Genomic DNA, 23,574 nt, shown 5'->3' with positions numbered 1-23,574 from the left:
CCGGGGGTCAGGCGCTCTCGTGGGTCGCCTTCGCCGGGCGCAGACCGAAGGGCGTGCCGAAACCGGTCAGCCAACCTCCCTCGGCCAGGAGCCGGAACACCTCGTCGGTGACCTCGTGGTCGGGTGCCTGGCGCGGAGGCCAGCCGAAGGCCCTGCCGAGCACCGACCAACTGGGGCCGTGTCCGTGCTCGGCGCGGTAGTCCTCCACCCAGCGCGCTATCCGCTCCTCCCGACCCACGACCAGGTCACGGGCCCGCTCCGCCACGGGTACCTCCAATGGCGTGGAGGCCGGCGCGGTGCGCGGCGGGGTGGGGGGAGGCAGGGGCACGTAGGCCAGTGGCAGGGTGACCTCGGTCAGGGAGGCGCCCATGACGCCGTTCTCCGCGCTCAGGCCCTCGATCCAGGAGATCTCCGTCGACCAGGTGAGCAGCTCCGCCAGCTCCGCGGTGCCCGACAGGGCACAGGAGCGGACGATCTCGTCGGCGCGCACGCGGATCCGACCGTCGGGCTCGGAATGCAGGGCCAGGTAGGCGGCCACCAGCCTGAGACGGTTGGGTTTCTTGCGCATCTTCTTGTGTGCCAGGGTGCGCATGAACCACCCCGAGGCCCGCGACCGCACCCCGTTGCCGACCTTCCACGGGCTGCCCGACAGACTGGGCAGGTCGCACAGCGCGGGGTCGGCGGCGTCGGCCTCCATCACCCTCTCGGGCGTGGTCTCCAGCCACCCCGGCTCCGTCAGGGCCACCAACGACGCACGGGCGTCCTCCAGACGTAGCACGCGCAGGTCCTGGGCGGTGAAGTTGGCCTGGCCCCTCAGCGCTCCGCGTAGGGCGAAGGTGAGCGCGAGCAGGCGACTGTCGGGGTCGGTGCCCGCTCCCTCCGACGCCGTGCGCTCCCACAGTCGACGGAAGAACTCCGCGTGGTGCGGACCCATCCGAGGTAGGCGTCTGCGGTCGGCGGGGATCTTCTCCTGAGGCCTGGACCGCGCCTCGGCCTGGGCGCGCTTCTTGGCCTTCTTGGCTCTCTTGGCCTCGGCGTTGGTCAGTCTCACGGGCGCTCCGCCCGGCGGGACGCTGATGCCCTGCTCCTTGCAGCGCACGCACTCCATGGCCGCGGCCAGGTCCTCGTTGGGACGGAGGAAACGGGGCGGGGAGATCTCGTCGGGGATGGCTTCCCTGCTGGTTGCGGTGTGCTGCGTCATGGTCAGGAGCGTAGCGATGAAAGCGCGTCGGTGTCGGCCATCCGAAGGAATCGCCCCCACGCGGAGCTCGTCGCGGTCCGAATAGTCGAAGGGGTGTGCGGGCTGGTCGGAGGCGGAACGCTTCGCGATGGTGGAAAATATCAAAGCGAACAAATCTCGCATTTAACTCTTAGAGCACGAAAGCATCCCCCATGTCACTGCGTATCCCCGCTGCCTCCGGTGCGGCGGTACTCCTCTCCCTGACCCTCACCGGCTGCGCCACCGTCCAGAACACACTGGACCTCTTCGCCCACAGCGTGCTCACGGGAACCCCCATGAGCTCCTACGACCAGGTCGACCGGGACGACCCCTTCGCCGGGAGCCCGGCCGAGGACTACGGGGAGGGTTTCGACGTTCCCGAGGCCGAACCCGTCGGACCCTACAGCCGGGAACAGGTGGCGCAGGCCTACGCCACGACCCAGGACCTGCTGGAGGCGGTCTACCTCGACCAGGACGCGGTCTTCGACGAGGACAACAGCGGGTTCACCTCCCTGCTCTCCGGTCGGGTCCTGGAGTGGTACCTGGAGGACCTGGGCAACGAGTCCCTGGAGGAGAACAGCCGTCACCTGCCCTTCAACCTCTCGCCCGGAACGGCCGAGCCCATCGGGGACGTGGTGAAGGTGGACGGCCTGATGCGGGCGGAGGCGACCCGCGACGACCAGGGTTGGGACTATCTGTCGGTGGTGACCGAGTACACCATCGTCCACCCCATCGCCCGACCGGGGAAGCCGGTGTCGATGCGCCTGGTCACCTCCCACTTCGGCGAGGTCGCCTTCTACGATCTGGGCGACGGCACACTGGAGGCCTGGCCCTCCTGGTCGCGGGCGTCCGCCCCCGTGCACTGCCTGGAGGAGTTCACCTTCACCCCGGCCTTCCCCGACGAGTTCCCCCGGGGCGAGCAGCCTCGGGGTCCCCTCCAGGACGCCTACGACCTGGAGTCCGTGCGCGACATGGACGAGTGTGAGGCGGTCGAGGAAACCTGATGTTTCGGGCGGCCGAGGCCACTGCCCGGCCGCCCGGGGATGAACCCACGTAAAAAGTCACTCACGGTGACGTTTTAGACTCCCTGCGTGGTGCGGCGAATCGGCGTGGGAGTCCTCCCCGTCATGTTGAATGACGTACATGATCGTGCGTCGAGTACTTCCTGATGAGATGAACGCCGTCAGCGAACTGCGAGTGATGGCCTATACGGCCGACGGCCTGTTGGACGTGAACCCGTCCTACGTCGAGACCCTGCGTGACCTGGGAACGGACGGTCGTGGTGAGGTTCTGGTCGCCGTCGACGGCGAACGCCTTCTGGGAACGATCATGTTCGAACCCTGGTCACCGGAGAGCGAGGTCGCCCGCAACGCCGACGAGGCCGAGATCCGGGCCTTCGCCGTCTCCCCGGAGGCCCGGGGCCGTGGTGTGGGCCGAGACCTGGTCAACGCCCTCATCGAAAGGGCGCGTGAGGAGGGGACCACCCGGCTGGTGCTGTCCACCCTTCCCGAGATGGTCTCGGCCCAGTACGTCTACCGCGCCCGCGGTTTCAGACGTGTCCCCGAACGGGACTGGACCCCACGGCCCGACGTCACCCTCCTGGTCTACGAACTGCCGCTGAAGGAATGACCGACCGGACACCGGACACTCCCACCTCGCACCGGGGTGGGAGAGCGGGGCCGAGGCCCCGCGTCTTCGATGTCACCGAGCGCCCCGAGGCCACCGAGACCGGCGTCCCCGGCCTCCCGCCGGGGACTCGACCGTGTCCCGCCACGGCCGCCGGAGCCGATGACGATGACGCGCTCGACCCGTCGCCCGCGTCGGCGGGAGGTGGCGGGCCCCCGTACCACCGAGGGTCAGGCGTTCACCGTCGGAGCGGGAGGCGCCACGGGTGTCTCCTCCCAGTCGCCCTCGTCACGTCCGCACCACGGGCACCAGGCGGCGACACGGCCGTGTCTCATGGCCCACAGCAGCCCCAGTGAGATGAGCACGAAGAACGCCGAGACCCCCGCCGGAACGGAGACGAGGCCGAGCGCGACCATCGCTCCGCAGGCGCCCAGCACGCTCCTTCCCGGATGGTCCAGGACCCAGTGGAAGACACGGAGGGGACGACGCCAACGCTCAGCGGTCGCCGAGCCCTGGAGGGGGATGTCGGCCAGGCACAGCTCGCACAGCCTTCCCCGGTGGGTCGTCCAGTGCAGGGCCATCGCGATGTGCATCGGCGCGAAGCCCAGCGCCAGGATCCACGCGGGCAGGCCCGGAATCCACAGCAGGGGCACCGCGGCCAACACCGCCCAGGGGACGGCGCGTTCGGCGTGGTGGCCCACGGCGACGTGGGTACGGAGGTCGTTCTTCACCATGCTCCTTGGAGATCAGCGCAAGGGTGGGAGGCCCCGCTTCGGGGTCCGTCCCACGTCAGGAGGACACGCACCTCGTGTGTTCTGGCCCCGTGGAGGATGCGCCGGCCGTTCACGAACCCGGGCGGCATGGGCCGACCCGTGAGGTGGTGATGGCGGTGGCGTCGTGGTCGTCCCACCGGTCCGTACGGGTGCCGGCGGGGGTGAACGAGGGCTGCTCCCTTCCATTGTGCAAGCCCCGGACGACCGCTTCGTCCGGGCCCCTCGAAGAGGGGCGACGGAGCTGGTCGCACCAGGACGCGCGTGGACGCACTTGGGCGGAGACCCCCACCCGTACTCGGTGGGAGTGGTGTCCGGGGCGTGTCCTTCGCGTACACGGTGCGGACCTCCCGTGTCCCGTTCTGGTTCGTCCGGTGCGGAGACGCGGCGCCGTCCTTCCTCGAAGCATCGGGGAGCGTATGCCCGAACGGTGACGGTTCCGCGTCGTCTTGATGAGAACGCTCAGGACGAGGCGGGAGGCGTGCCCGGTGTGGGAGAGGCCTGGACACGGAGTCGGGAGCGGGTACGGCCCAGGGTCGACACGATCACGGCGGACAGGCCACCGAGCAGCCATCCTCCGAGGACGTCCGTCGCCCATCCCGCGCCCAGATACACCACCGCGACACCGGTCAGCCCTCCCCACAGCACTGCCGCCGTCCACCAGGCCACCGCCCGGCCCCAGGTCGCCGCACGCTCACTGCCCAACCAGGCCAGCACGGTGACTACGGCGGCCGTGCACGCCACTCCCACCGCGGGGAAGGCGCCCAGCGACGAGGCCTCGACCACCGCGTACTCCGGCGCGGGTCCGGGGCGACCGACCAGGGCCGCGACGGCCAGGCCCATCCCCACAGCGACGGCCCACCCACTCGCGGCGTACACCAGACCGCGTAGCCCCGCCCGGGACGACAACGAACCGATCACGGCCAGGGCCGCCGCCCCCCCACACACCGGCGAGGTGGTTCACGGACACCAGCATCGTGGTGATCTCGGGAGCCCTGTGGGCGGCGAACCAGCGCAGGACCGGTCCATCACTGCGCACGGCCTCCTCGCCGACGATCACGTCCTGCAACACCGCGCCGAAGAACCAGCCCGCCGCCACGACCAGGACCACGCCCATGGTCAACTCCAGCCCCAGAACGGTGCGAGGCTCGAACCTGCGGGCCAACCACCGCACCTGCCGGTCGTAGCGTGCGAGCACCCTCCGGACACCCCGGCGATCGGCCTGACGCGAGGCCCAGGCGCGCACGCGTTCGGGGTGACGGGCGATCCAGCGGGCGACGATCACCGTGACCAGGGCCGCCGCTCCGACGAGCACCACCAGGAGGACCGCCTCGCCGAGGACACGCTCTACGCGCTGCCAGGAGTCTCCCGCGAGGTAGCCGACCAGAGTGATGGTGCTCGCCCACACCGCCCCGCTCAAGGCGTTCCAGATGACGAATCGCCGGTAGCCCAGGCCTGTGGCCCCTGCGAGGGCGGGCACCAGGGCACGCGCGAACCCCACCCACCGGCCGAGGAACACCGCGTGGGCGCCGTAACGCCGCACGAAACCCTCCGCCCGCTCCCAGCGGGCGGGGCCGATCACACGGCCGAGTCGACCGGTGGTCAAGCGTGGCCCCAGACGGCGTCCGATCTCGAAACCGACGGAGTCCCCGGCCACCGCTCCGGCGATCCCGCAAACCCCCACCACGAAAGGGTCCGCATGGCCCAGCCCCGCCACGACACCGGCGAGTAGCAGCCCGGTCTCACCGGGCACGACGAGCCCGGCGAAGACCGCCGCCTCGGCGAAGGGAAGAGCGAAGGCGACGAGGTAGACCACGCCGGTCGGCACGGCCAGGAACCACTGTTCCCAACCCCCCACCCGTGTGCCCCCTCTCCTGGCCGGTGACAGGGACCTCCCGACAACGCGCCCCTGGCAGCAGTGACGGAAAGGAGGAGGCGGAGACGTCAGTAACCCAACTCTCGCAGTCGTGCCTCGCTGATGCCCAACGCGTGTCCGATCTCGTGCCGCAGGACCATGGTCACCCTCTTCTCCACCTCCTCCCGAGAGCGACACACGGAGAATCGGTACTCGGTAGAGCTCGATACGGTCGGGAAGGCTTCCCGGTACGCGTCGGCCGCGCCGTGTGCGGGGCACACCCACGAAGCGACCCAACAGCAGCCGTCCGGGTTCGTGCGAGGGTGGCCGGTCGTCGACGAGCAGGGCGACATCGGCCATGGAACGCTGCACCCACTCGGGGAGCGCGGCGAAGGCTCTGCCCACCAGGTGCTCGAACGCGTCAAGGTCCATCGTGTCGGTGTCCATGCGTCATCACCTCCGTGAAGAGCCCTCGTGGTGGAGGGGGCGCGCCCGGCCGTGAGCGGCCGTGACCGTGCGGGGCGGTGCGACGTACGGGTCGCCCGCCTGCCGCAGGGCGTGGACGCCTTCACCGATGGAACGCCGGGCGGCGGAGGAGGCTGCCTCGTGTGGTCACCCGATGACGGTGACTCCGGTGGCACTGTCGAGGCCTGACGGTGCCACCCCGAGCAGGACCGGTCGGGGAGCCTGCGCCCGAGGATCTTCGGATCAGCGTTCCGCCGGCCCCAGGGACGCGGCGTCGGCCGCCGCCCTGCCCTCGTACCAGCCGTCCGCGTCGGAGGGACCGCGCAGCCGGGAGGAGGTCAGCTCACCGAACGCCTCGGCGACGGCCTCCTCCACCTCGCGCTCACGTGCGGCGAACACCGGCACCAGGTCGGTCCCGATCTCGGCCGCGGCGGCCCGCGTCGCCGTGCGCGCCGACTCGGCCAGGCGTTCGCCCACCCGCACCGCGAAGGCCGACATGAACGAGGAACGGAAGTCACGCCCCGCCGCCCTTCCGGAGCGGTCCCGGGCCGAACCGCCGGCCCGCATCGCCGTTTCGGCCTGGACCAGCAGCGAGGTGAACATCAACTCCACGGCGTCCACGTCGCCGGGAAAGCCCATCACCGTGGACAGCCCCAGGTCCCGGTCCCACACGGCCCGGCAGTGGTTGGCCTCGGCCACCTCGTGCAGGAGCAGTGCCTTGTGCTCGTCGTAGGGGGCGTCCACCGCCAGGCGTCGACCGGCGGTCGCCTTCGAGGAGCGTCCCTGTTCCTCGGTCAGCAGCGCCCGGTCGATGCTGTGCCGGGCCATCAACTCCTGCGCGCGGGCGCTCAACGCCTCCGCCTCCCGGGGGAACTCCGTGGACTCGGCCTTGGCCAGCAAGGCGCGCACCCGGGCCAGTCTGGCCTGGTCCACCCGCGTGGTCGCACGTGGTGGCCCCTCCCGGTCGGGGCGGAACGCGCCCGGTGGTGGGCACAGGCGGTGCATCGGCGGCAGCACGCGCAGAGCGGCCAGGAGCCGCAGGGTCGTCTCCACCACCTCGAAGCGCAGCAGCCCGTGTTCGGCGCCCAGGTGCGCCAGATAGTCGCCGCGACCACCCCAGTCGGACGAGGCCCCCAGAGCGCGCACCTGCGCGGTCCACCGAGGGTCCACCGTGTCGGAGGAGTGGCGGGTCAGATCGGCCGTCACCGTGTCCGCGCACACCGACGCCGCCACCGGGCCCAGCGCCCGGTCCGCCTGGCGGACCGTCTCGGCCGGCTGCCATCCGCGCGTCCAGGCCGAGGCCACCGCGCCCAGCAGGGCGGTGACGAGCGCTCGCTCGGCGGCCTGGGCCCACGCGGGCTCCTCGGTGTCGGCCAGGCGCGCCGCGGCCAGGTCCACACCGCTGCCCTCACGCTCCAGCACCAGTGCGTCGACGGCTCCGGACACCACCTGTGCGGGGGAGTCGCCGGGTGCGGGGCCGGCCCAGGCCTCACCGGTGTGGCCGAAGGCGCGACCACCGGCCCGTCGCTGTCGGCCGCGACCCTTCCTGCCCACGTGACCCTCCTCGGTCGGACGCATGGAACCGGCGGATCATCCTATCGACCGGCGCCGGCGGCGCGGCACGGGGTCGAACAGGAGGCGCTCCGACCCCTTCCCCGGGATGGGAAGGGGACTCAGTAGAGTACGGGCGACGACGCCCCTGGTCGGAGCCGGCCACCGATGGATCGCGCAGGCGCGCCCGACTCCGGTGGCGGGGGCGCGCACGCACTGCTCCAAGCCCCGTCCCCGCCGGTGGGCCGGTCGTCCCGCCGGCGGTGGGACGTCGAAGCCGCCGAGCACCCGAGGAGGTCACGGCGACATGTCCAAGGACACCCCTTTCACGTCGGTACGGATCGAGGAACTACGCCGACGCACCAGCATGAAGTGGCGTATGCACGGAGACGACGTACTACCGCTGTGGGTGGCGGAGATGGACGTCGAACTCGCGTCGCCGGTCGTCGACGCCGTCACCACCGCCATGCGGCGGGGGGACACCGGCTATCCGGCGGGGAACCGGTACGCCGAGGCCTTCGCCGGGTTCGCGGCCGAGAGGTGGGGGTGGACGGACCTGTCCGTCGACCGCACCGCGATCGTGCCCGACGTCATGATGGGGATCGTCGAGGTCCTGCGTCTGGTCACCGACCCCGACGACGCCGTGGTGGTCACCCCGCCGGTCTATCCGCCGTTCTACGCCTTCGTGTCCAACAGCGGCCGCCGGGTCCTGGAGGCCCCTTTGGGGTCGGAAGGCCGACTGGACCTGGATCGCGTCGCCGACGTGTTCCGTGAGGCGGCCACCGCCCATCGTCGGGTGGCCTTTCTGTTGAGCAACCCCCACAACCCCACCGGTACCGTCCACACCCTCGACGAGTTGCGGGCCCTTGCCCGACTCGCCCGCGACCACGGCGTACGCGTGATCTCCGACGAGATCCACGCCCCGCTCGTCTTCGAAGGCGAGGGCTTCACCCCCTACCTGACCGTGTCCGGGGCCGAGGACGCCTTCACGGTGACATCGGCCTCCAAGGCGTGGAACCTCGCCGGGCTGAAGGCGGCGATCGCGGTCGCCGGAGCCGACGCGGCGGACGACCTGGCCCGCCTGCCGGAAGAGGTCGGTCACGGTCCCAGCCACGTCGGGATCATCGCCCACGAGGCCGCCTACCTCCATGGTGTCCCCTGGCTCGACTCCCTGCTCCGTGGTCTGGAGGACAACCGCGCGCTGCTGTCCTCGCTCCTTCCCGAGCACCTGCCCGATGTCGGCTGGAACCCGCCGCAGGGCACCTACCTCGCATGGCTGGACTGTCGCTCTCTGGGGTTGGACGAGGGAGACGACACCGCGGTACCCGGCGCCGTCTCCGACCTCGCCGGTCCGGCCCGCTTCTTCCTGGACCACGCCCGCGTCGCACTCAGCTCCGGCCATGTCTTCGGCCCCGGTGGTCAGGGTCACGTCCGCCTCAATTTCGCCACCGCCCCCGACATCCTCACCGACGCCCTCGTCCGTATGGGGGAGGCGGTGCGGGCACGATGAGGGCCGAGGCCGGACGGAGGGAGCACGCGCCGTGAGCGACGATCCGGCGCCACCGCCTCGGGTGCGCCGCTCCGCTCCGGCGGCGGTCGCACGCACCCTGGACCCCTCCCTAGGGGAGTGACGTTCTCCTCAGGAGTGGTCGGACTACTTTCGTGTGGTGAAGGAATGGCCGAACAGGAAATCCCGTAGTGGTAGGGATGTCGTGGAAGACGACCGCGGATTGGTATGATGTCTTCGGGTGAAAGGGAGCCGCGGGGGCGCTCCCGCACCCGGTGAACGCCCACGGGGACCGAGGTCCGAGCCCCCTCGCCTGGAGAGAGCCGTGAGCGACCCCGATGGTGAGCGCACCTCCGTCACCCAGCGTGCCGTCGACCGGATCAAGGCGATGATCTCCACCGGAGAGGTCGGCCCCGGAGAGCGCCTGCCCACCGAGCGGGACCTGTCCGCCCGACTCGGGGTCTCCCGCAGCTCCATGCGCGAGGCCATCCGCGCCCTGACCACTCTCGGCGTGCTGGAGTCCCGCCATGGCGCGGGCGTCTACGTCACCGCGTTGCGTCCCGCCGACCTGTTGGAGACCTTCTCCGTGCTGGCCGAGGTATCGCAGGGCCGGACGTTGCTGGAGGTCCTCCAGGTGCGTCGCATGCTCGAACCCGCGGCCACCGCCCTGGCCGCCGCACGTGCCGGCGCCGAGGACCTCGACCGTATCGGCGCCCTGTTGGACCGGATGGAGGGCGGGCCCGACGTCCTTTGCGACGACACCGTCACCGCCGACCTGGGTTTCCACCAGGCCATCGTGGCCAGCACCGGTAACGCCACCCTGGCGGCGATCAACGACGGACTCTCCTCGCACACCTTCAACGCCCGCGTGTGGGCGGGCCATAGGGAGGCCGGGCTCACGGCCGAGCTCCGTGAGGACCATCGGCGCATCCACGAGGCGCTCGTGGCGCGCGACCCCGAGGCCGCACGGGCCGTGGCGACCACGCACGTACTGCGCGTGGAGCGCTGGCTCGGCGCCGAGCTGGCCGAAGGCACCACCGAGGGCTGAACCCCACGGCGGGCCGCCGTGGACGCCGGCCCTCACCGGAGCCGGTGGCGCACCTTGTCCGCGAACTCCTCGGCCTCCAGCAGTCGGGCCAGGTCCGCCCGCCGTGGCGCGGGCACGTCCTTCGGAAGGGTTTCCGGGGGCCGTTCGGGAACCTCCTGGGCCACCTCCGCATCTATACCGAGGACGTCGTGGTCCTCGATCTCCTCGATCCGGTGGTCGTCGGGAAGGTCCCGGAGGAAAGCGGCCACCGCGAAGTCCTGGTCCGCGGCGCCCACGTCCATGTCCGCGTCGACGTCGTCGTCGTGACCCGGGTCGAAGGGTCGGGAGGTCGACTCGTCGAAATCCTCTGTCCACTCCCTCACCGGCGTCCCCCTCACGCTCGGCTCCACTACCGATCATGCCTGTTCGGTGTCGGATTCCGCCAGTGCGTGGGGAAGCGGGCCTCGACGAAGTGGAACGCGAAGCCGTGACCGACAGTAGGATTTTGCTCTTCTGTCCGAGATATGAACGGAGTTCCCTCTCCCGTGCGCGAGCGGATCCGAACCCTCGTCGACGCCTCCTGGTTCCAGAGCGGCGTCATCACCCTCATCCTCGTCAACGCCGTCATCCTCGGCGTGGAGACCTCACCACGGGCCATGGCCGCCCACGGAGAGCTTCTCCAGACCATCGACAGGGCCATCCTGGCCGTGTTCGTCGTCGAATTGGGACTGAGGATGTTCGCCCACCGGAGCGCGTTCCTGCGCGATCCGTGGAGCTGGTTCGACGTGGTGATCGTCGGGATCGCCCTCCTGCCCGCCTCCGGCCCCTTCGCGGTCCTGCGGGTCCTGCGGGTGCTGCGGGTCCTGCGCCTGCTGTCGGTGATACCGACCCTGCGCCACGTGGTGGCCGGCCTCTTCCGGGCCCTCCCCGGCATGATGTCCATCCTGCTCCTCGTGGTGCTGCTGCTGTACGTATCGGCGGTCATGGCCACCAAGCTCTTCGCCGACGTCTCGCCGCAGTACTTCGGCGACCTGCCCGGATCGCTGTTCACCCTGTTCCAGATCGCCACCGCCGACGGCTGGGGCAACATCGCCAAGGACGTGATGGCGCACAAACCGATGGCGTGGGTGTTCTTCGTGGTCTTCGTGCTGGTGTCCACGCTGGTGGCCCTGAACCTGTTCATCGCCGTGGCGGTCGAGGCCCTGGACAAGGCCGACGGAGAGCAAAGAGAGGGCGGCGGTGGCGACGGATCCACCGGGCACGCCGATGGCGGCCCCGACGACGGCGGCCCCGACCAGGGGCAGGCGCTGATCCTGGCCGAGTTGCGAGCACTGCGCGCCGAGGTGGCCGTGCTGCGCGACGCGCACGGCAGGGAACACGCCGACGCCGGGTCGCTCTGAGGGGCCGACCCGGGAAATCTTGGGACCGGCCTGGGCGAAGCCGCTCGGAGAGCGGCTTTCGTGGGAGGCTGTTGCCTTGGCGCCCCCGGGGCGCCCCCGGCCGTCCACAGTCGGCCGTGGCCGTACGGACGTGCCGGCGGACACGGGGCGGGGACGCGCACCGGCAGTGCGCGGTCCGCGAGGCCAAAGCCACCGAGGACCGGGCCGGGTCCCCTCCCCGCCCCACGCACGTACACCGACCACCAACACGACGACGAGGAGCCGCCGGATGTGCGCCAGTACGCCCCCGCCTCACCCCGAGGACACCGCGGACGGGGCCCGCACGACAGTCCCCCTGGACCGGACCCGGGAGTGGGCAGCGCTGAGCGAGCACCGTGAGCGGTGGGAGGGCACCCACCTACGGGACCTGTTCGCCGACGACCCCGGGCGGGCCGAGCGGTACACGCTCGACGTCGGGGACCTGCACGTGGACTACTCCAAGAACCTCGTCACGGACCGGACCCTGCGCCTGCTCGCGGACCTGGCCGCGGCCACCGGTGTGGCCGGACTGCGCGACGCCATGCTCGGTGGCGAGCACGTCAACCTCACCGAGGACAGGGCGGTTCTGCACACCGCCCTGCGCGCGCCGCGGGGCCGGGTCGTGCGCAGTGACGGCCACGACGTCGTCCCCGAGGTGCACCGGGTACTGGACCGCATGGCCGACTTCGCCGAACGCGTCCGGGCGCGCACGTGGCTGGGCCACACCGGCCGGCCGGTGCGCAGGATCGTCAACATCGGCATCGGCGGCTCCGACCTGGGGCCCGCCATGGCCTACGAGGCGCTACGCCCCTACACCGACCGGGGCTTGGAGTTGCGTTTCGTCTCCAACGTGGACGGCACGGACCTCAACGAGGCGCTCATCGACGCGGACCCGGCCACGACGCTGTTCGTGGTCGCCTCCAAGACCTTCACCACCATCGAGACCATCACCAACGCGACCGCCGCCCGTTCCTGGCTCCTGGACGGCCTCGGCGTACGGGACGGCGACGACGGCGCCATCGCCGAGCACTTCGTCGCGGTCTCCACCAACGCCGAGGCGGTCTCCCGGTTCGGCATCGACACCCGCAACATGTTCGAGTTCTGGGACTGGGTGGGCGGGCGCTACTCCTACGACTCGGCCATCGGACTCTCCCTGATGGTGGCGATCGGACCCGAACGGTTCCGGGAGATGCTCGCCGGATTCCATCTGATGGACACCCACTTCGCGACCGCCCCCGTCGAACGCAACCTGCCGTTCCTGCTGGGACTACTCGGTATCTGGTACGGCAACTTCCTGGACGCCCAAAGCCACGCGGTACTGCCCTACAGCCACCACATGTCCAGGTTCACCGCCTATCTGCAACAGCTCGACATGGAGTCCAACGGAAAGTCGGTCCAGCGTGACGGCCGCCCCGTCTCCTGGCAGACCGGGCCGGTGGTATGGGGCACCCCCGGCACCAACGGGCAGCACGCCTACTTCCAGCTGCTGCACCAGGGCACCAGGTTCGTCCCCGCCGACCTCATCGGTTTCGCCGAACCCGCACCCGACCTGCCGTCGGAGTTGGTGCCCCAGCACGACCTGCTCATGGCCAACATGTTCGCCCAGGGGCAGGCGTTGGCCTTCGGAAAGAGCGCGGAGGAGGTCGCCGCCGAGGGCGTGCCCGCCGAGCTGGTCCCGCACCGCACCTTCGAGGGCAACCGTCCCACGACCACCATCCTGGCCCACCGACTCAGCCCCTCGGTGCTCGGACAGCTGGTCGCCCTCTACGAGCACAAGGTGTTCGTCCAGGGCGCGGTGTGGAACATCAACTCCTTCGACCAGTGGGGGGTGGAGCTGGGCAAGGTCCTGGCCAAGCGGGTCGAGCCGGCCCTGACCGAGGGAGCCGAGGTGTCGGGGCTGGACGCCTCCACCTCGGCCCTGGTGCGACGCTACCGGGCCATGCGCGGCAGGTAGTCCTCGGGGAGGGACGCCGTCGGGGCGTCCCTCCCATGGCACGCCGGAAAATCCTTTGCGCGCCCCTACCGCTCCGGTTAGCCTGGGCACGACATGCGCAAGTGACATCGAGACCGACATCCGCCGAGCGCGCGGGGCTCGCCCATCGGGCTGGAGCCGAATCCCCGCTCGGTGTGTACCCCGATCATGGTGCGGTCTCGATGTCGACGGCTTCCCTGCCGTCGTCGGACCGTGTCGCGAACGGCGGATACCGAGCATCGAGGCCCACCCACAAGACGAAGGGTGGTCCTTTTCCATGACCCTTGGGAACCCGAACGGCGTCACCGCCGCCACTACGCCACAGGAGCCCGGCCCCCCGCTGTTGAGGGCCCGTGACCTGGCCAAGACCTACGGGGCGCACGTGGTGTTCGACGGCGTCGACGTGGACGTCGCCCCCGGCCAGAGACTCGGCCTGGTGGGGGAGAACGGAACCGGCAAGTCCACACTGCTGCGTCTGCTCTCTGGAGAGGAGGAACCCGACGCCGGACGGGTGGAACGCCCGGCGGACACCGGGTTCCTGTACCAGGAACTGCCCCATCCTCCGGAGACGACCCTGGCCCAGGTGATCGACGAGGCCCTCGAACCGGCCCGCCGGGTGGAGCGGAGGCTGACCGCGAGCGCGGAGAGGATGGACGGCGCGGCCGGGGACGAACGGGTCCTGCGAGAGTACTCCGAGGCCCTGGCCATGGCCGAACTCCTGGAGGTGTGGGACGCCGAACGCCGGGCCGAACTGGTGCTGGCGGGTCTGGGACTGGACACGGTCGACCCGCGACGTCCGGTGGGGCGGATGTCGGGTGGGCAGCGCGGGCGCCTGGGGATGGCGGCACTGCTGGTCCGTCGGCCCCGGGCCCTGCTGCTGGACGAACCCACCAACCACCTGGACGACCAGGCGCTGGAGTTCCTGGAGGGCTACCTGAGCGGCCTGCCCGGGGTCGTGGTCCTGGCCTGCCACGACCGGGTGTTCCTGGACGCGGTGTGCACCGGCCTGCTCGACCTGGACCCGGCCGTGGACGGACCCACCTACTACGGCGGAGCCTACTCCTTCTACCTGCGCGAGAAACGACTGGAGCGCGAGCGTTGGGAGCAGCGCTACCGCAGCGAGCAGGACGGCATCAAGGGTCTGCGCGCGGCGGTGCGCACCACCGCGCGTCAGGTCTCGCACAACGCCCCGCGCAAGGACAACGAGAAGATGGGCCATGACCTGCGCGGCGGACGTGTGGAGAAGCAGGTCTCACGCCGGGTGCGCAACGCGCGGGGAAGGTTGGAGGAGCTGGAGCGTGACCAGGTGCGCAGGCCCCCCAGGCCGTTGACGTTCACCGCCCCGTTGACCCGGGACCCGGGCGTGGCCCAGGGCAACGCCATCACGTTGCGAAACCTCGTGGTGCCGGGCCGGTTGCGTCTGGACCACCTGGACGTGCCCTCCGACGGCCGTCTGTTGGTCACCGGGCCCAACGGCGCGGGCAAGTCCACGCTGCTGTACGCCCTGGGCCACCGGTTGCGGCCCGCCTCGGGCACGGTGCTGTGGCGGCGTGGGGCGTCGGTGGCCCTGCTGGAACAGGACGTGGTCTTCAGCGACCCCGAACGCACCCCTCGCGCGCTCTACGAGGCGCTCAACGCCGACCGGCCCGACGCCCCGAGGCTGACGGACCTGGGCCTGGTCGCCCCCCGCGACCTGGACCGACCGGTGGGCGTCCTCAGCGTGGGTCAGCGAAGGAGGCTGGCCCTGGCGATGTTGGTGGGACACGCCCCGGACGTGTTGTTGCTGGACGAACCGACCAACCACCTGTCCCTGACGCTGGCCGAGGAGTTGGAGGAGGCACTGGGCACGGCGCCCGGAGCCGTGGTGGTGGCCTCGCACGACCGGTGGTTGCGCCGCAATTGGACCTGGTCGCGACTGCGGCTGGTCGACGGGGCGGTGGTCGAGGGCCAAGGCCCCGCCGTCTCGTAACGACGGGCGGTCCGCCGACGTGGGGCGAGGGGTTGCGGGTCAGGGCCCCTCGCCCGGCCCTTCGGCGTGTCGCGGCCCTCGTCGAGGACCGGCGCGGACGCTGGAAACACCGCACCCTCCATGCAAACCTTGCGTAGTTATTCGACTACATCATGTGGTGATAGGGGTGGTGCATGGCCGCGTCGATGGACGTGCCGGAATCGTCCCGGCACGCGGACCCCGAGGCCGCGGCCGCAGGGGGACCGGACGCGGCGAGCAGGTCCCTGCGTCAGATCGCCTGGCAGCGGTTCCGTGGGGACGGGGTCGGCATGGCGGGCGGAGCCGTCGTCCTCCTGCTCATCCTCGTCGCGCTCGCCGCGCCACTGCTCGTCGCCTGGTTCGGTCACCCGCCCGATCGGTTCCACCAGGACCTGATCGACCCGCTCACGGGCGGCGTTCTCCGTGACCCCGACGATCCCCTCCAGGGCCTCGACCCCTGGGGCGGTATCGGCGCCGACCACCTTCTGGGGGTGGAACCGGTCAACGGCCGCGACCTGTTCAGCCGTATCGTCTACGGCGCGCGCACCTCACTCCTGGTCGCCACCGTCGCCACCGTGATGTGCGTGGTCATCGGCACCGCACTGGGAGTGGTCGCCGGATACTTCGGCGGGTGGGTCGACGTGGTCATCAGTCGCGCGATGGACATCTTCCTGGCCTTCCCGTTGCTGCTGTTCGCGATCGCCCTGGTGGGCGTCATCCCCGACGGGGCCTTCGGACTGTCGGGCAACGACCTGCGCATCGGCGTGCTGATCTTCATCATCGGGTTCTTCAACTGGCCCTACATCGGCCGCATCGTGCGCGGACAGACCCTCACCCTCAAGGAGCGCGAGTTCGTGGAGGCCTCACGCAGCCTCGGAGCGGGCAGCGCGCACATCGTCTTCCGGGAGATCCTGCCCAACCTCGTCGCACCCGTCCTGGTCTACTCCACCCTGCTCATCCCCACGAACATCCTGTTCGAGGCGGCCCTGAGTTTCCTGGGGGTCGGCGTCAACCCGCCCATGGCCACCTGGGGCGGCATGTTGGAGAACGCCCTGCGCTTCTACACCACCTCCCCGCACTTCGTGCTCATCCCCGGGCTGGCCATCTTCGTCACCGTCCTCGCCTTCAACCTCTTCGGCGACGGACTGCGCGACGCCTTCGACCCTCGCTCCTCCGACTGAGGGGCCCGTCGTGACCGAACCCCTTCCGCGTCCCGGACCGCGCATCGTACGGCCCGGCAGCCGATCCGCTCAGGAGACAAGGTGACCCATCCTCACTTCACACACGCCAGGCCCCTCCGGAGTCCGCGACGGCGAGGCCGTGCGGTGGCCTCCCTGGCGTGGGGCACGGCCGCGACCGTACTGCTGGCCGCCTGCGGAGGAGCGGGCGGCGGAGGCGGAGGAGAGGGCGACGCCGAGTTCAACGAGGGCGAGAGCACGATCGTCAACCCCTCGGACCAGACCGGCGGCACACTCCGCTACGCCATCTCCTCCGACTTCGACTCGCCCGACCCCGGCAACACCTACTACGCGTTCAGCTGGAACTTCAGCCGCTACTACGCGCGCACCCTGTTGACCTACGTCGGCGCCCCCGGGGAGGCGGGCACCGAGATCCAACCCGACCTGGCCGAGGACATGCCCGAGTCCAACGAGGACTCCACCGAGTGGACGGTACGGATCAAGCGGGGCCTGCGGTACGAGGACGGGTCGGAGATCACCGCACAGGACATCAAGTACGCCATCGCCCGCAGCAACTTCGGCGACCAGGCGCTGCCCAACGGCCCCAAGTACTTCCGGGAGCTGTTGGCCGACAGTGACGACTACGAGGGCCCCTACGCCGACGAGGGCGACCCGCTGGCCGGTTTCGACGGCATCCAGACCCCCGACGACCACACCCTGGTCTTCCACCTCGACGACAGTTTCGCCGAGTTCCCCTACGTGCTCATCCAGCCGCAGACCGCGCCGGTCCCGCCCGACGCCGACCGTGGGGAGCGGTACCAGAGCCGCGTCGTCTCCTCCGGGCCCTACAAGTTCGACGGCGACTACCGGCCGGGTGTGTCCTTGAACCTGGTGCGCAACGATCAGTGGGACGCCTCCACCGATCCCACACGGCCGGCACTGCCGGACCGGATCGAGGTGCAGATGGGGGTCGACCAGAACGAGATCGACCAGCGTCTGGTCAACGGCGAACTCGACGTGGACCTGGCCGGAGCCGGAATGGGGCCGGCGATGAGGGGCACGGTGATCACCGACGACGACGAACGCGCCAACATCGACAACCCTCAGAGCAACACCCTGCGCTACGTCAACATCAACACCGTCCTGGAACCCCTGGACGATCCGGCCTGCCGCGAGGCGATCATGTACGCGGCCGACCGCGACGCCCTGCAACGGGCCTGGGGCGGCGACGTCGGCGGCGACATCGCCACGCAGATCATGCCCGCCGGACTGCCCGGAGCCGATCCGAGCATCGATCCCTACCCCTCGCGGGGCGGCGAGGGCGACCTGGAGGCGGCCCGCCGGAAACTGGAGGAGTGCGGTGAGCCGGACGGGTTCTCCACCTCCATCGGAGCCCGCTCCGACCGGCCGGCCGACGTCAGCACGGCCGAGGCCCTGCAACAGGCCCTGGCGAGGGTGGGCATCGAGACGCAGATCAAGCAGTACCCGTCGGACACCTACACCAACACCCAGGCCGGTTCGCCCTCCTTCGTACAGGACAACGACCTGGGCCTGACCGTGTACGGATGGGCACCGGACTGGGTCAGCGGATACGGTTTCATGAGCAAGATCCTGGACGGCGACGCCATCCAGGACGCGGGCAACGCCAACATCTCCGAACTGGACGACGCCCGGATCAACGAGTGGTTCGACGAGGTCGTCACGGTGGAGGACCCCGACGAACGCGCCTCGATCTACACACAGATCGACCAGCGGGCCATGGAGCAGGCGGCGATCCTTCCCGCGGTGTTCGAGCGGACGGTGCTGTATCGGCCCGCCGAACTCACCAACGTCTACTACCACGTCGGCTACTCGATGTACGACTACATGCCCCTGGGCACCACCAGGGAGTAGGGGCGGCGACCACGGTCCGGTCCATCGGGTCGCTCCGGCCTCTTCGGGAGAGGCGCCGCGGACCGGATCGGTGCGCCCCGGGCGCGGCTCCACGACCAGGGACCCGGGCCGAGGGCGCACGCCGCGATGGTGATCACACCGGCGTGGAGGACGCCGCGGCCAACAGCGCCGCGCCGACCCACGAGCCCCACCTGATCCCCACCTCCACCTTGGACCTGCCCGTGCGAAAGGCCAGCGGTGACCTGAACATCCACCACCTCTTCCCCCGGTACACCAACGGCCAGGCCAGCGGCACACCGGACCTGGTCAGCCAGTCGCCCATGATGTGGGTCAGGGCGCCCACCGCGACCGTCACCCCCACCAGCCAGGCCGCGGGACCACCGCCGAGGAACGAGCCGATTCCGCACAGCAGGGCCAGGACCAGTGCCACGAACCTCCGTGTCCGCGTGGACCCCAGCGCCCTCCAGGGCCGTGCGACGGTGCCCAGCCCGATCGCGGACATCGCCGACACCACCAGGCCGGCGCCGAACGGCACGAGCGACACGCTCATCGCCGCCAGTCCGAACACGACCGCGGCGGGGACCGTGTGCGTCAGGTGACGGTGACCGGCGTCCTGGGGGGCGCGCAGTTCCACACCGGTGGCCGTACGCCGGTAGACGGCACGGGAGACGCCCCGCAGTCCCTTGGCCACCAGTTCCGTGGCGTGTCCGAGCGACCTGCCCACGGTGCTGGAGGGTGTGTCCAGGTCGGGGAGCAGCGCCGCTCCCGCGCCCACGGCCGCGCAGACGAAGAGGTGATGTGCCTCGGATCCGAGGAGGGCGCCGACGGCGGCGCCGGTGAGCACGCCGGTCGCGGCGTGCGAGGTACCCATCATGGGGGCTCCAAAGGAGGGAGGGGAGGAGGGCCTCCGGGCCGTCTCTGGGACACGTGCCATTCTGCGCGGGTTCCGGAGCCCACGGGACGGCCGCCCACGGACCGGGCTCGGTGGTGGCGACGCCCGTACGACGTCGCCGTACGACGACTTTTCCGGAGCGGTGGTGCAGATGGTGGCTCACGGCGGGTAGCGTGACAGATCGGGCCGTCCGTCTCCCGCCGGCGGAGGCCTCCGGTACCACCCACTCGGGTCCGTGACAGGACCGGGAAGTGGCCGTGCGCGACACCGCTGTCGTGTGTCCGACAGGTACGGCGAGGCGGTCCTTGGAGGCCGCGGCGGGGCTCGTCCACAGGGGGGAGACCAGGCAGTGTCTGCTTCGGTCGTCAACGAGTCCACACCCGGGGGGTACGACCGTTCCGGTGGGGTCGGAACATCCTCGCCCGCCTCGGGAGTGGGCGGGGCCGTGGAATCTCCGGTCGGTGCGCGGCTTCGGCTCGCCGCGCGTGAACTCGGCAACATCCTGCATCCATCGCGCCTGGTGGCCCAGGCCGTGTGCCTTCCCGTGCCGGAGGTGGCGGATCTGTGCGTTCTCGTCCTCCCCGAAGCGGACGGCACCGTCCGCTGGACGGCGGCCTTCACCGCCCGGGACGACCCCGGACGAGGGGTCGTGACCGCCGAGGGCGTATGGGACGGCTCCGTGGTGCTCGGCGCCACCTGGCTGGGCGACATCCTGGACGGTGCGCGCACGGTGGTGGAGCCTGGTCCCGGTGACCTCGTCGAGCGACTCGTGGCCGACACCGTCGGGGCGGAGGGCCTGCCGGGAGCGCTATGCGCGTTCGCCGTTCCGGGACTGTCGCAGGTCGTGGGAGCACTGGTGATGTACCGGGCGTCGGGATCCTTCACCACCGACACCGAGGCGTTGACGGAATACGCCGAGCGCACGGGTACCGCCTTGGGTTCGGCGCGCATGTACCAGTACCAGGCGCGCACCGCCTCCACCCTCAAGGCCGCGCTCGTCCCCGAGCCGCTGCCCGTGATCGGGCACGCCTCCCTGGGGGCCTCCTTCCGTTCCGCGGTCGAGGCCGAGCGCATCGGAGGCGACTTCTACCAGGTCAACGAGGTGGAACGGGGGTTCGACTTCTCCTTCGGCGACGTGTGCGGCAAGGGCAACGACGCGGCCTTGCTGACCGGGATGATCCGCCATTCCCTGGCGGCGCTCCGGCTGGTGGAGCCGGATCCCCAGCGCCTGTTGGAGTTGCTCAACGTCCTGCTGCTGCGGACCGATCCGGAGAAGTTCAGCACCATGCTCCTGGGAACGGGAACACCCTTGCCCGGTGGTGGACTACGGATCCGGATGGCCGGAGGGGGACACCCGCCTCCGCTGGTGGTCGGCCTGGACGGTTCGGTGAGGGAGGTGGCCGTGGGCGGCCTGTTCGTGGGGGCTCTGGAAGAGGCGGCCTTCCGCACCGTGGAATTCACGATGGAACCCGGGGAGACGATGGTCATCTACAGTGACGGCGTCACCGAGGCGCGCAACCCGTTGCTCGGCGGGCAGATGCTCGGAGAAGGGCGCCTGGCGCGTCTGCTCTCCGAATGCGTGGGCATGCCCGCGCCGGCGGTCTCGGACCGGCTCGCCCAGGTCGTGGGCGACTGGTTGGACGGCGGAGAGCACGACGACATCACCATCCTGGCCGTCCAGGCCGTTCCGGCCGCCGAGGGGGGAACCGGATGAGCGTCGACGAGAGCGTCGTCCCGGTCGAGTCGGTCCGCGACCGTGCAGACCGGCTCGCCGACGCCTTCCTGGAGCGGGTGCGGAGCAGGGACGAGGAGGGCGCCCTGGACCTCGTCCGTCGGGCTCTGGCCGCCGGGGCCGACCACGAGACGCTCCTGTTGGACGTGATCGCCACCGTCCAGGCGCGTGTGGGCCTGCTGTGGCAGGCCAACGAGTTGTCGGTGGCCCAGGAGCACGCCGCGACCCATGTCAGCGAACGCGCCGCGGGGCTGGTCCTGGACACGGCCTGACCCGTATCGGGTCCGACGGGCGGCGGGGGACCGTGGTGGCGGCCTGCGTCGAGGGGGAGTGGCACGGGCTGCCCGTGCGGCTCCTGGGCGACGTACTGCGCCTGCGGGGCTGGAGGGTCACCTTCCTGGGCGCGAGCGTCCCCGCCCACCATCTGGCCGTGTACCTGCAAGAGAGCACCCCCGACGTGGTCGCGCTGAGCTGCTCCCTGCCCTCCCACCTGGTCAGTGTCCACAACATGATCACCGCCGCCACCCGCACCGGTGTGCCCGTCATCGCCGGAGGGGCGGGTTTGGGCCCCGACGACTCCCTGGCCCGGTCCTTGGGGGCCACTCTGTGGGCCTCGGACGCCCGCTCCGCCGCCGACCTGCTGGAACGCGAGTTTCCGTTGACGCTCCCCTGGCCGGTCGAGGAGGCGCTGGTCCCCACGGCGGAGTACGCGAGCCTGATGCGACGCCGCCGTGACCTGGTGCTCATGGGAACGGAACACTCGCGCAGGTCGTACGAGGCCCGCGGGCTGTCTCTAGGAGGAGCCGCCCTGGACCGGACGGTCGAGGACCTGGGACACATCGTCGACTTCCTCCTGGCCGCGCTCTACGTGGGGGACGAGAGGGTCTTCACACGGTTCCTGGACTGGACCCGCGTGGTCCTACAGAAGCGGGGCGTGCCCCTCGACAGCGTCGCCGAGGTGCTGCTCCTCCTGGAACGGGAACTGTTCGACTACCCGGGGACGTGTGCCCTCCTGCGCTCGGGGCGGGCCGTGCTCGGTCGCTCCTGAGTGGGTGGAGCCGCACACGATCGATTCTTATGGTGATGAAGATGTGACCCTGGGTTACTGTGTGTGGGGGAAGGCGGAGGTCTCGCGCGGGCCGACGCGGCAGGAAGGACCCCTACGGACAGAAGGCACGAGCGTTGCTGACCTACATCCTGCGCCGTCTGGGCGCCGGACTCCTGTTGCTGGCCGTGGTCACCATGGTCACCTTCGCCATCTTCTACGTCGTGCCCCGGTGGGCGGGGCGAACCACCGAACAACTGGCGACCATGTACGTGGGTCGGGCGCCCACCCCGGAGGCGATCCAGGCGACCATCGACAGGCTCGGACTGGACGAACCCGTCGCCGTACAATTCGTGGAGTTCGTCCGGGGCATCCTCTTCGGCGCGGAGTACCGGTTCGGTCGCGACACCATCGAGTGCTCCGCGCCCTGCCTGGGCTACTCCTTCCAGACCTACCAGGAGGTCTTCCCCGAGATCGTGGCCCGCCTGCCGGTGACGGCGTCACTGGCACTGGGAGCCGGGGTGCTCTGGCTGGTCGGCGGCGTCCTGGTGGGTACGGTCTCGGCGGTGTGGAAGGGAGGTCTGTTCGACCGTCTGGCCATGGCGGTCGCGCTGGCGGGGGTGTCACTGCCGGTCTTCTTCACCGGCCTGCTCTCCCTGGCCTTCCTCGTGCACGCCTGGGGGCTGTTCGGCACCCCCGGGTACGTTCCCCTGACGCGGGATCCGTTCGGATGGGTGCAGGGACTGCTTCTGCCCTGGGTGACCCTGGCCTTTTTGCACGCGGCCATGTACGCGCGTCAGACCCGTGCGGGCATGCTGGAGGTCCTGGGCGAGGACTACATCCGCACGGCCCGGGCCAAGGGCCTGAGCGAACGCCGCGTGATCTTCAAGCACGCGCTGCGTCCCACGCTCACCCCCATCGTGACGATCTTCGGACTGGACCTGGGTCTGGTGCTCGGAGGCGCGGTGCTGACCGAGCAGGTGTTCTCGCTCAACGGGATCGGACGTTACGCGGTCAGCGCCATCACGCAGAGCGATCTGCCCGTGATCCTGGGCGTGACACTGTTCGGCGCGTTCTTCATCGTCGTCTGCAACCTTCTGGTCGACCTGTTGTACCCGATCGTCGACCCACGTGTGCGCGTCCATGGATAGCGGCCCGTGGGGAACCGGAGTCGAGGGAGCCCCATGAGCCGGTCCGTGTCGTCACACACCTCGCCCGTTGTTCGGGTGGATGATCTGCGGGTGGTGTTTCCGACCATGGACGGTGATGTTCACGCGGTGAACGGGCTGTCTTTTGAGGTGCCCGCGGGTGGGGCCCTGGGCATCGTGGGCGAGTCCGGCTCGGGTAAGAGCGTGACCTCGCTGGCCTTGATGGGTCTGCACCGGGGCAGCCGGGCCCGCATCAGCGGTGCCATCGAGGTCGCGGGCCAGAACGTGG

The 23,574-nt window shown here is 70.4% G+C and carries 21 protein-coding genes and 1 pseudogene; 14 read left to right on the top strand and 8 right to left on the bottom strand.

From position 1 onward, the window contains the following. Positions 1-7: 7 nt before the first annotated feature. Positions 8-1,201, bottom strand: coding sequence for a hypothetical protein (locus PFX91_RS21780; RefSeq protein WP_285734764.1), 1,194 nt, complete (start codon positions 1,199-1,201; stop codon positions 8-10). 191 nt (positions 1,202-1,392) lie between these two features. Between PFX91_RS21780 and PFX91_RS21775 the strand changes: the two genes are divergently transcribed. After that, complete coding sequence (locus tag PFX91_RS21775) at positions 1,393-2,223, top strand: hypothetical protein (protein ID WP_285734763.1); 831 nt, start codon at positions 1,393-1,395, stop codon at positions 2,221-2,223. 169 nt (positions 2,224-2,392) lie between these two features. Further along, positions 2,393-2,848, top strand: a complete 456-nt coding sequence (locus PFX91_RS21770; RefSeq protein ID WP_502888353.1) for a GNAT family N-acetyltransferase — start codon at positions 2,393-2,395, stop codon at positions 2,846-2,848. Positions 2,849-3,075: 227 nt separating this feature from the next. Here the strand turns inward: PFX91_RS21770 and PFX91_RS21765 are convergent, their stop codons facing one another. The 5 genes and pseudogenes from PFX91_RS21765 to PFX91_RS21745 all read right to left on the bottom strand — a co-directional run bounded on the left by PFX91_RS21765 (position 3,076) and on the right by PFX91_RS21745 (position 7,489). Beyond that, positions 3,076-3,579, bottom strand: coding sequence for a hypothetical protein (locus PFX91_RS21765; protein WP_285734759.1), 504 nt, complete (start codon positions 3,577-3,579; stop codon positions 3,076-3,078). A gap of 498 nt (positions 3,580-4,077) precedes the next feature. After that, positions 4,078-4,332 (bottom strand): phosphatase PAP2 family protein, encoded by a 255-nt coding sequence (locus tag PFX91_RS21760; protein WP_285734757.1) that lies wholly within the window; start codon positions 4,330-4,332, stop codon positions 4,078-4,080. Further along, on the bottom strand, positions 4,310-5,473 hold the full coding sequence (locus PFX91_RS21755; RefSeq protein WP_285734755.1) for a DedA family protein: 1,164 nt from the start codon (positions 5,471-5,473) through the stop codon (positions 4,310-4,312). Before PFX91_RS21755 ends, PFX91_RS21760 begins: the two co-directional genes overlap by 23 nt. An 86-nt stretch (positions 5,474-5,559) precedes the next feature. Then, positions 5,560-5,830, bottom strand: a pseudogene (locus tag PFX91_RS21750) (metallopeptidase family protein). A gap of 348 nt (positions 5,831-6,178) precedes the next feature. After that, positions 6,179-7,489: a DUF2786 domain-containing protein gene (locus PFX91_RS21745; protein ID WP_285734754.1), complete on the bottom strand. Its 1,311-nt coding sequence runs from the start codon at positions 7,487-7,489 to the stop codon at positions 6,179-6,181. Between the two features lie 304 nt (positions 7,490-7,793). On the opposite strand from PFX91_RS21745, the gene PFX91_RS21740 reads away from it, so the two are divergent. Together PFX91_RS21740 and PFX91_RS21735 are read left to right on the top strand one after the other, a co-directional pair. Beyond that, complete coding sequence (locus PFX91_RS21740) at positions 7,794-8,996, top strand: MalY/PatB family protein (RefSeq protein ID WP_285734751.1); 1,203 nt, start codon at positions 7,794-7,796, stop codon at positions 8,994-8,996. Between the two features lie 322 nt (positions 8,997-9,318). Further along, complete coding sequence (locus tag PFX91_RS21735) at positions 9,319-10,041, top strand: FadR/GntR family transcriptional regulator (protein WP_285734750.1); 723 nt, start codon at positions 9,319-9,321, stop codon at positions 10,039-10,041. Between the two features lie 32 nt (positions 10,042-10,073). Here the strand turns inward: PFX91_RS21735 and PFX91_RS21730 are convergent, their stop codons facing one another. Next, on the bottom strand, positions 10,074-10,403 hold the full coding sequence (locus tag PFX91_RS21730) for a hypothetical protein (protein ID WP_285734748.1): 330 nt from the start codon (positions 10,401-10,403) through the stop codon (positions 10,074-10,076). 141 nt (positions 10,404-10,544) lie between these two features. Here PFX91_RS21730 and PFX91_RS21725 point away from each other — a divergent pair, with 141 nt between their 5' ends. The 5 genes from PFX91_RS21725 (at position 10,545) to PFX91_RS21705 (ending at position 18,468) form a co-directional block, all read left to right on the top strand. Continuing rightward, positions 10,545-11,420: an ion transporter gene (locus PFX91_RS21725; protein ID WP_285734746.1), complete on the top strand. Its 876-nt coding sequence runs from the start codon at positions 10,545-10,547 to the stop codon at positions 11,418-11,420. A gap of 268 nt (positions 11,421-11,688) precedes the next feature. Further along, positions 11,689-13,392 (top strand): glucose-6-phosphate isomerase, encoded by a 1,704-nt coding sequence (gene pgi / locus PFX91_RS21720; protein WP_285734744.1) that lies wholly within the window; start codon positions 11,689-11,691, stop codon positions 13,390-13,392. A 295-nt stretch (positions 13,393-13,687) separates the two neighbouring features. Then, positions 13,688-15,379, top strand: a complete 1,692-nt coding sequence (locus PFX91_RS21715; protein WP_285734743.1) for an ABC-F family ATP-binding cassette domain-containing protein — start codon at positions 13,688-13,690, stop codon at positions 15,377-15,379. Positions 15,380-15,552: 173 nt separating this feature from the next. Further along, the gene (locus tag PFX91_RS21710) at positions 15,553-16,578 is read left to right on the top strand and encodes an ABC transporter permease (RefSeq protein WP_285734740.1); all 1,026 of its coding nucleotides are present in this window, start codon (positions 15,553-15,555) and stop codon (positions 16,576-16,578) included. Between the two features lie 81 nt (positions 16,579-16,659). Further along, the gene (locus tag PFX91_RS21705) at positions 16,660-18,468 is read left to right on the top strand and encodes an ABC transporter substrate-binding protein (RefSeq protein WP_502888352.1); all 1,809 of its coding nucleotides are present in this window, start codon (positions 16,660-16,662) and stop codon (positions 18,466-18,468) included. Between the two features lie 133 nt (positions 18,469-18,601). On the opposite strand, the gene PFX91_RS21700 is transcribed toward PFX91_RS21705, so the two are convergent. Then, positions 18,602-19,342, bottom strand: a complete 741-nt coding sequence (locus PFX91_RS21700) for a metal-dependent hydrolase (protein WP_285734737.1) — start codon at positions 19,340-19,342, stop codon at positions 18,602-18,604. 367 nt (positions 19,343-19,709) lie between these two features. On the opposite strand from PFX91_RS21700, the gene PFX91_RS21695 reads away from it, so the two are divergent. The 5 genes from PFX91_RS21695 to PFX91_RS21675 all read left to right on the top strand — a co-directional run. Then, on the top strand, positions 19,710-21,074 hold the full coding sequence (locus tag PFX91_RS21695; RefSeq protein ID WP_285734735.1) for a PP2C family protein-serine/threonine phosphatase: 1,365 nt from the start codon (positions 19,710-19,712) through the stop codon (positions 21,072-21,074). Then, positions 21,071-21,364: a B12-binding domain-containing protein gene (locus tag PFX91_RS21690; RefSeq protein WP_285734732.1), complete on the top strand. Its 294-nt coding sequence runs from the start codon at positions 21,071-21,073 to the stop codon at positions 21,362-21,364. Before PFX91_RS21695 ends, PFX91_RS21690 begins: the two co-directional genes overlap by 4 nt. A 35-nt stretch (positions 21,365-21,399) precedes the next feature. Continuing rightward, entirely contained in the window at positions 21,400-22,140 is a 741-nt protein-coding gene (locus PFX91_RS21685; protein WP_285734730.1) for a cobalamin B12-binding domain-containing protein, read from the top strand. Positions 22,141-22,274: 134 nt separating this feature from the next. Continuing rightward, positions 22,275-23,288: an ABC transporter permease gene (locus tag PFX91_RS21680; protein WP_285734728.1), complete on the top strand. Its 1,014-nt coding sequence runs from the start codon at positions 22,275-22,277 to the stop codon at positions 23,286-23,288. Between the two features lie 33 nt (positions 23,289-23,321). Next, positions 23,322-23,574, top strand: a 253-nt coding sequence (locus PFX91_RS21675; protein WP_285734726.1) for an ATP-binding cassette domain-containing protein, incomplete at its 3' end; no start/stop codon positions are given.

Origin of the sequence: Nocardiopsis sp. ATB16-24, from assembly GCF_030271535.1 — a bacterium.
Taxonomy (GTDB): Bacteria; Actinomycetota; Actinomycetes; order Streptosporangiales; family Streptosporangiaceae; genus Nocardiopsis.
Note: the sequence above shows the minus strand (reverse complement) of the source record. Positions and strands in the feature narration are given on the sequence as shown.

Excerpts from the sequence above, each read along its gene's own strand:
- PFX91_RS21780 (WP_285734764.1), bottom strand. The coding sequence starts at position 1,201 with ATGACGCAGCACACCGCAACCAGCAGGGAAGCCATCCCCGACGAGATC.
- PFX91_RS21775 (WP_285734763.1), top strand. The coding sequence starts at position 1,393 with ATGTCACTGCGTATCCCCGCTGCCTCCGGTGCGGCGGTACTCCTCTCC.
- PFX91_RS21770 (WP_502888353.1), top strand. The coding sequence starts at position 2,393 with ATGAACGCCGTCAGCGAACTGCGAGTGATGGCCTATACGGCCGACGGC.
- PFX91_RS21765 (WP_285734759.1), bottom strand. The coding sequence starts at position 3,579 with ATGGTGAAGAACGACCTCCGTACCCACGTCGCCGTGGGCCACCACGCC.
- PFX91_RS21740 (WP_285734751.1), top strand. The coding sequence starts at position 7,794 with ATGTCCAAGGACACCCCTTTCACGTCGGTACGGATCGAGGAACTACGC.
- PFX91_RS21725 (WP_285734746.1), top strand. The coding sequence starts at position 10,545 with ATGAACGGAGTTCCCTCTCCCGTGCGCGAGCGGATCCGAACCCTCGTC.
- pgi (WP_285734744.1), top strand. The coding sequence starts at position 11,689 with ATGTGCGCCAGTACGCCCCCGCCTCACCCCGAGGACACCGCGGACGGG.
- PFX91_RS21715 (WP_285734743.1), top strand. The coding sequence starts at position 13,688 with ATGACCCTTGGGAACCCGAACGGCGTCACCGCCGCCACTACGCCACAG.
- PFX91_RS21710 (WP_285734740.1), top strand. The coding sequence starts at position 15,553 with ATGGCCGCGTCGATGGACGTGCCGGAATCGTCCCGGCACGCGGACCCC.
- PFX91_RS21700 (WP_285734737.1), bottom strand. The coding sequence starts at position 19,342 with ATGATGGGTACCTCGCACGCCGCGACCGGCGTGCTCACCGGCGCCGCC.
- PFX91_RS21690 (WP_285734732.1), top strand. The coding sequence starts at position 21,071 with ATGAGCGTCGACGAGAGCGTCGTCCCGGTCGAGTCGGTCCGCGACCGT.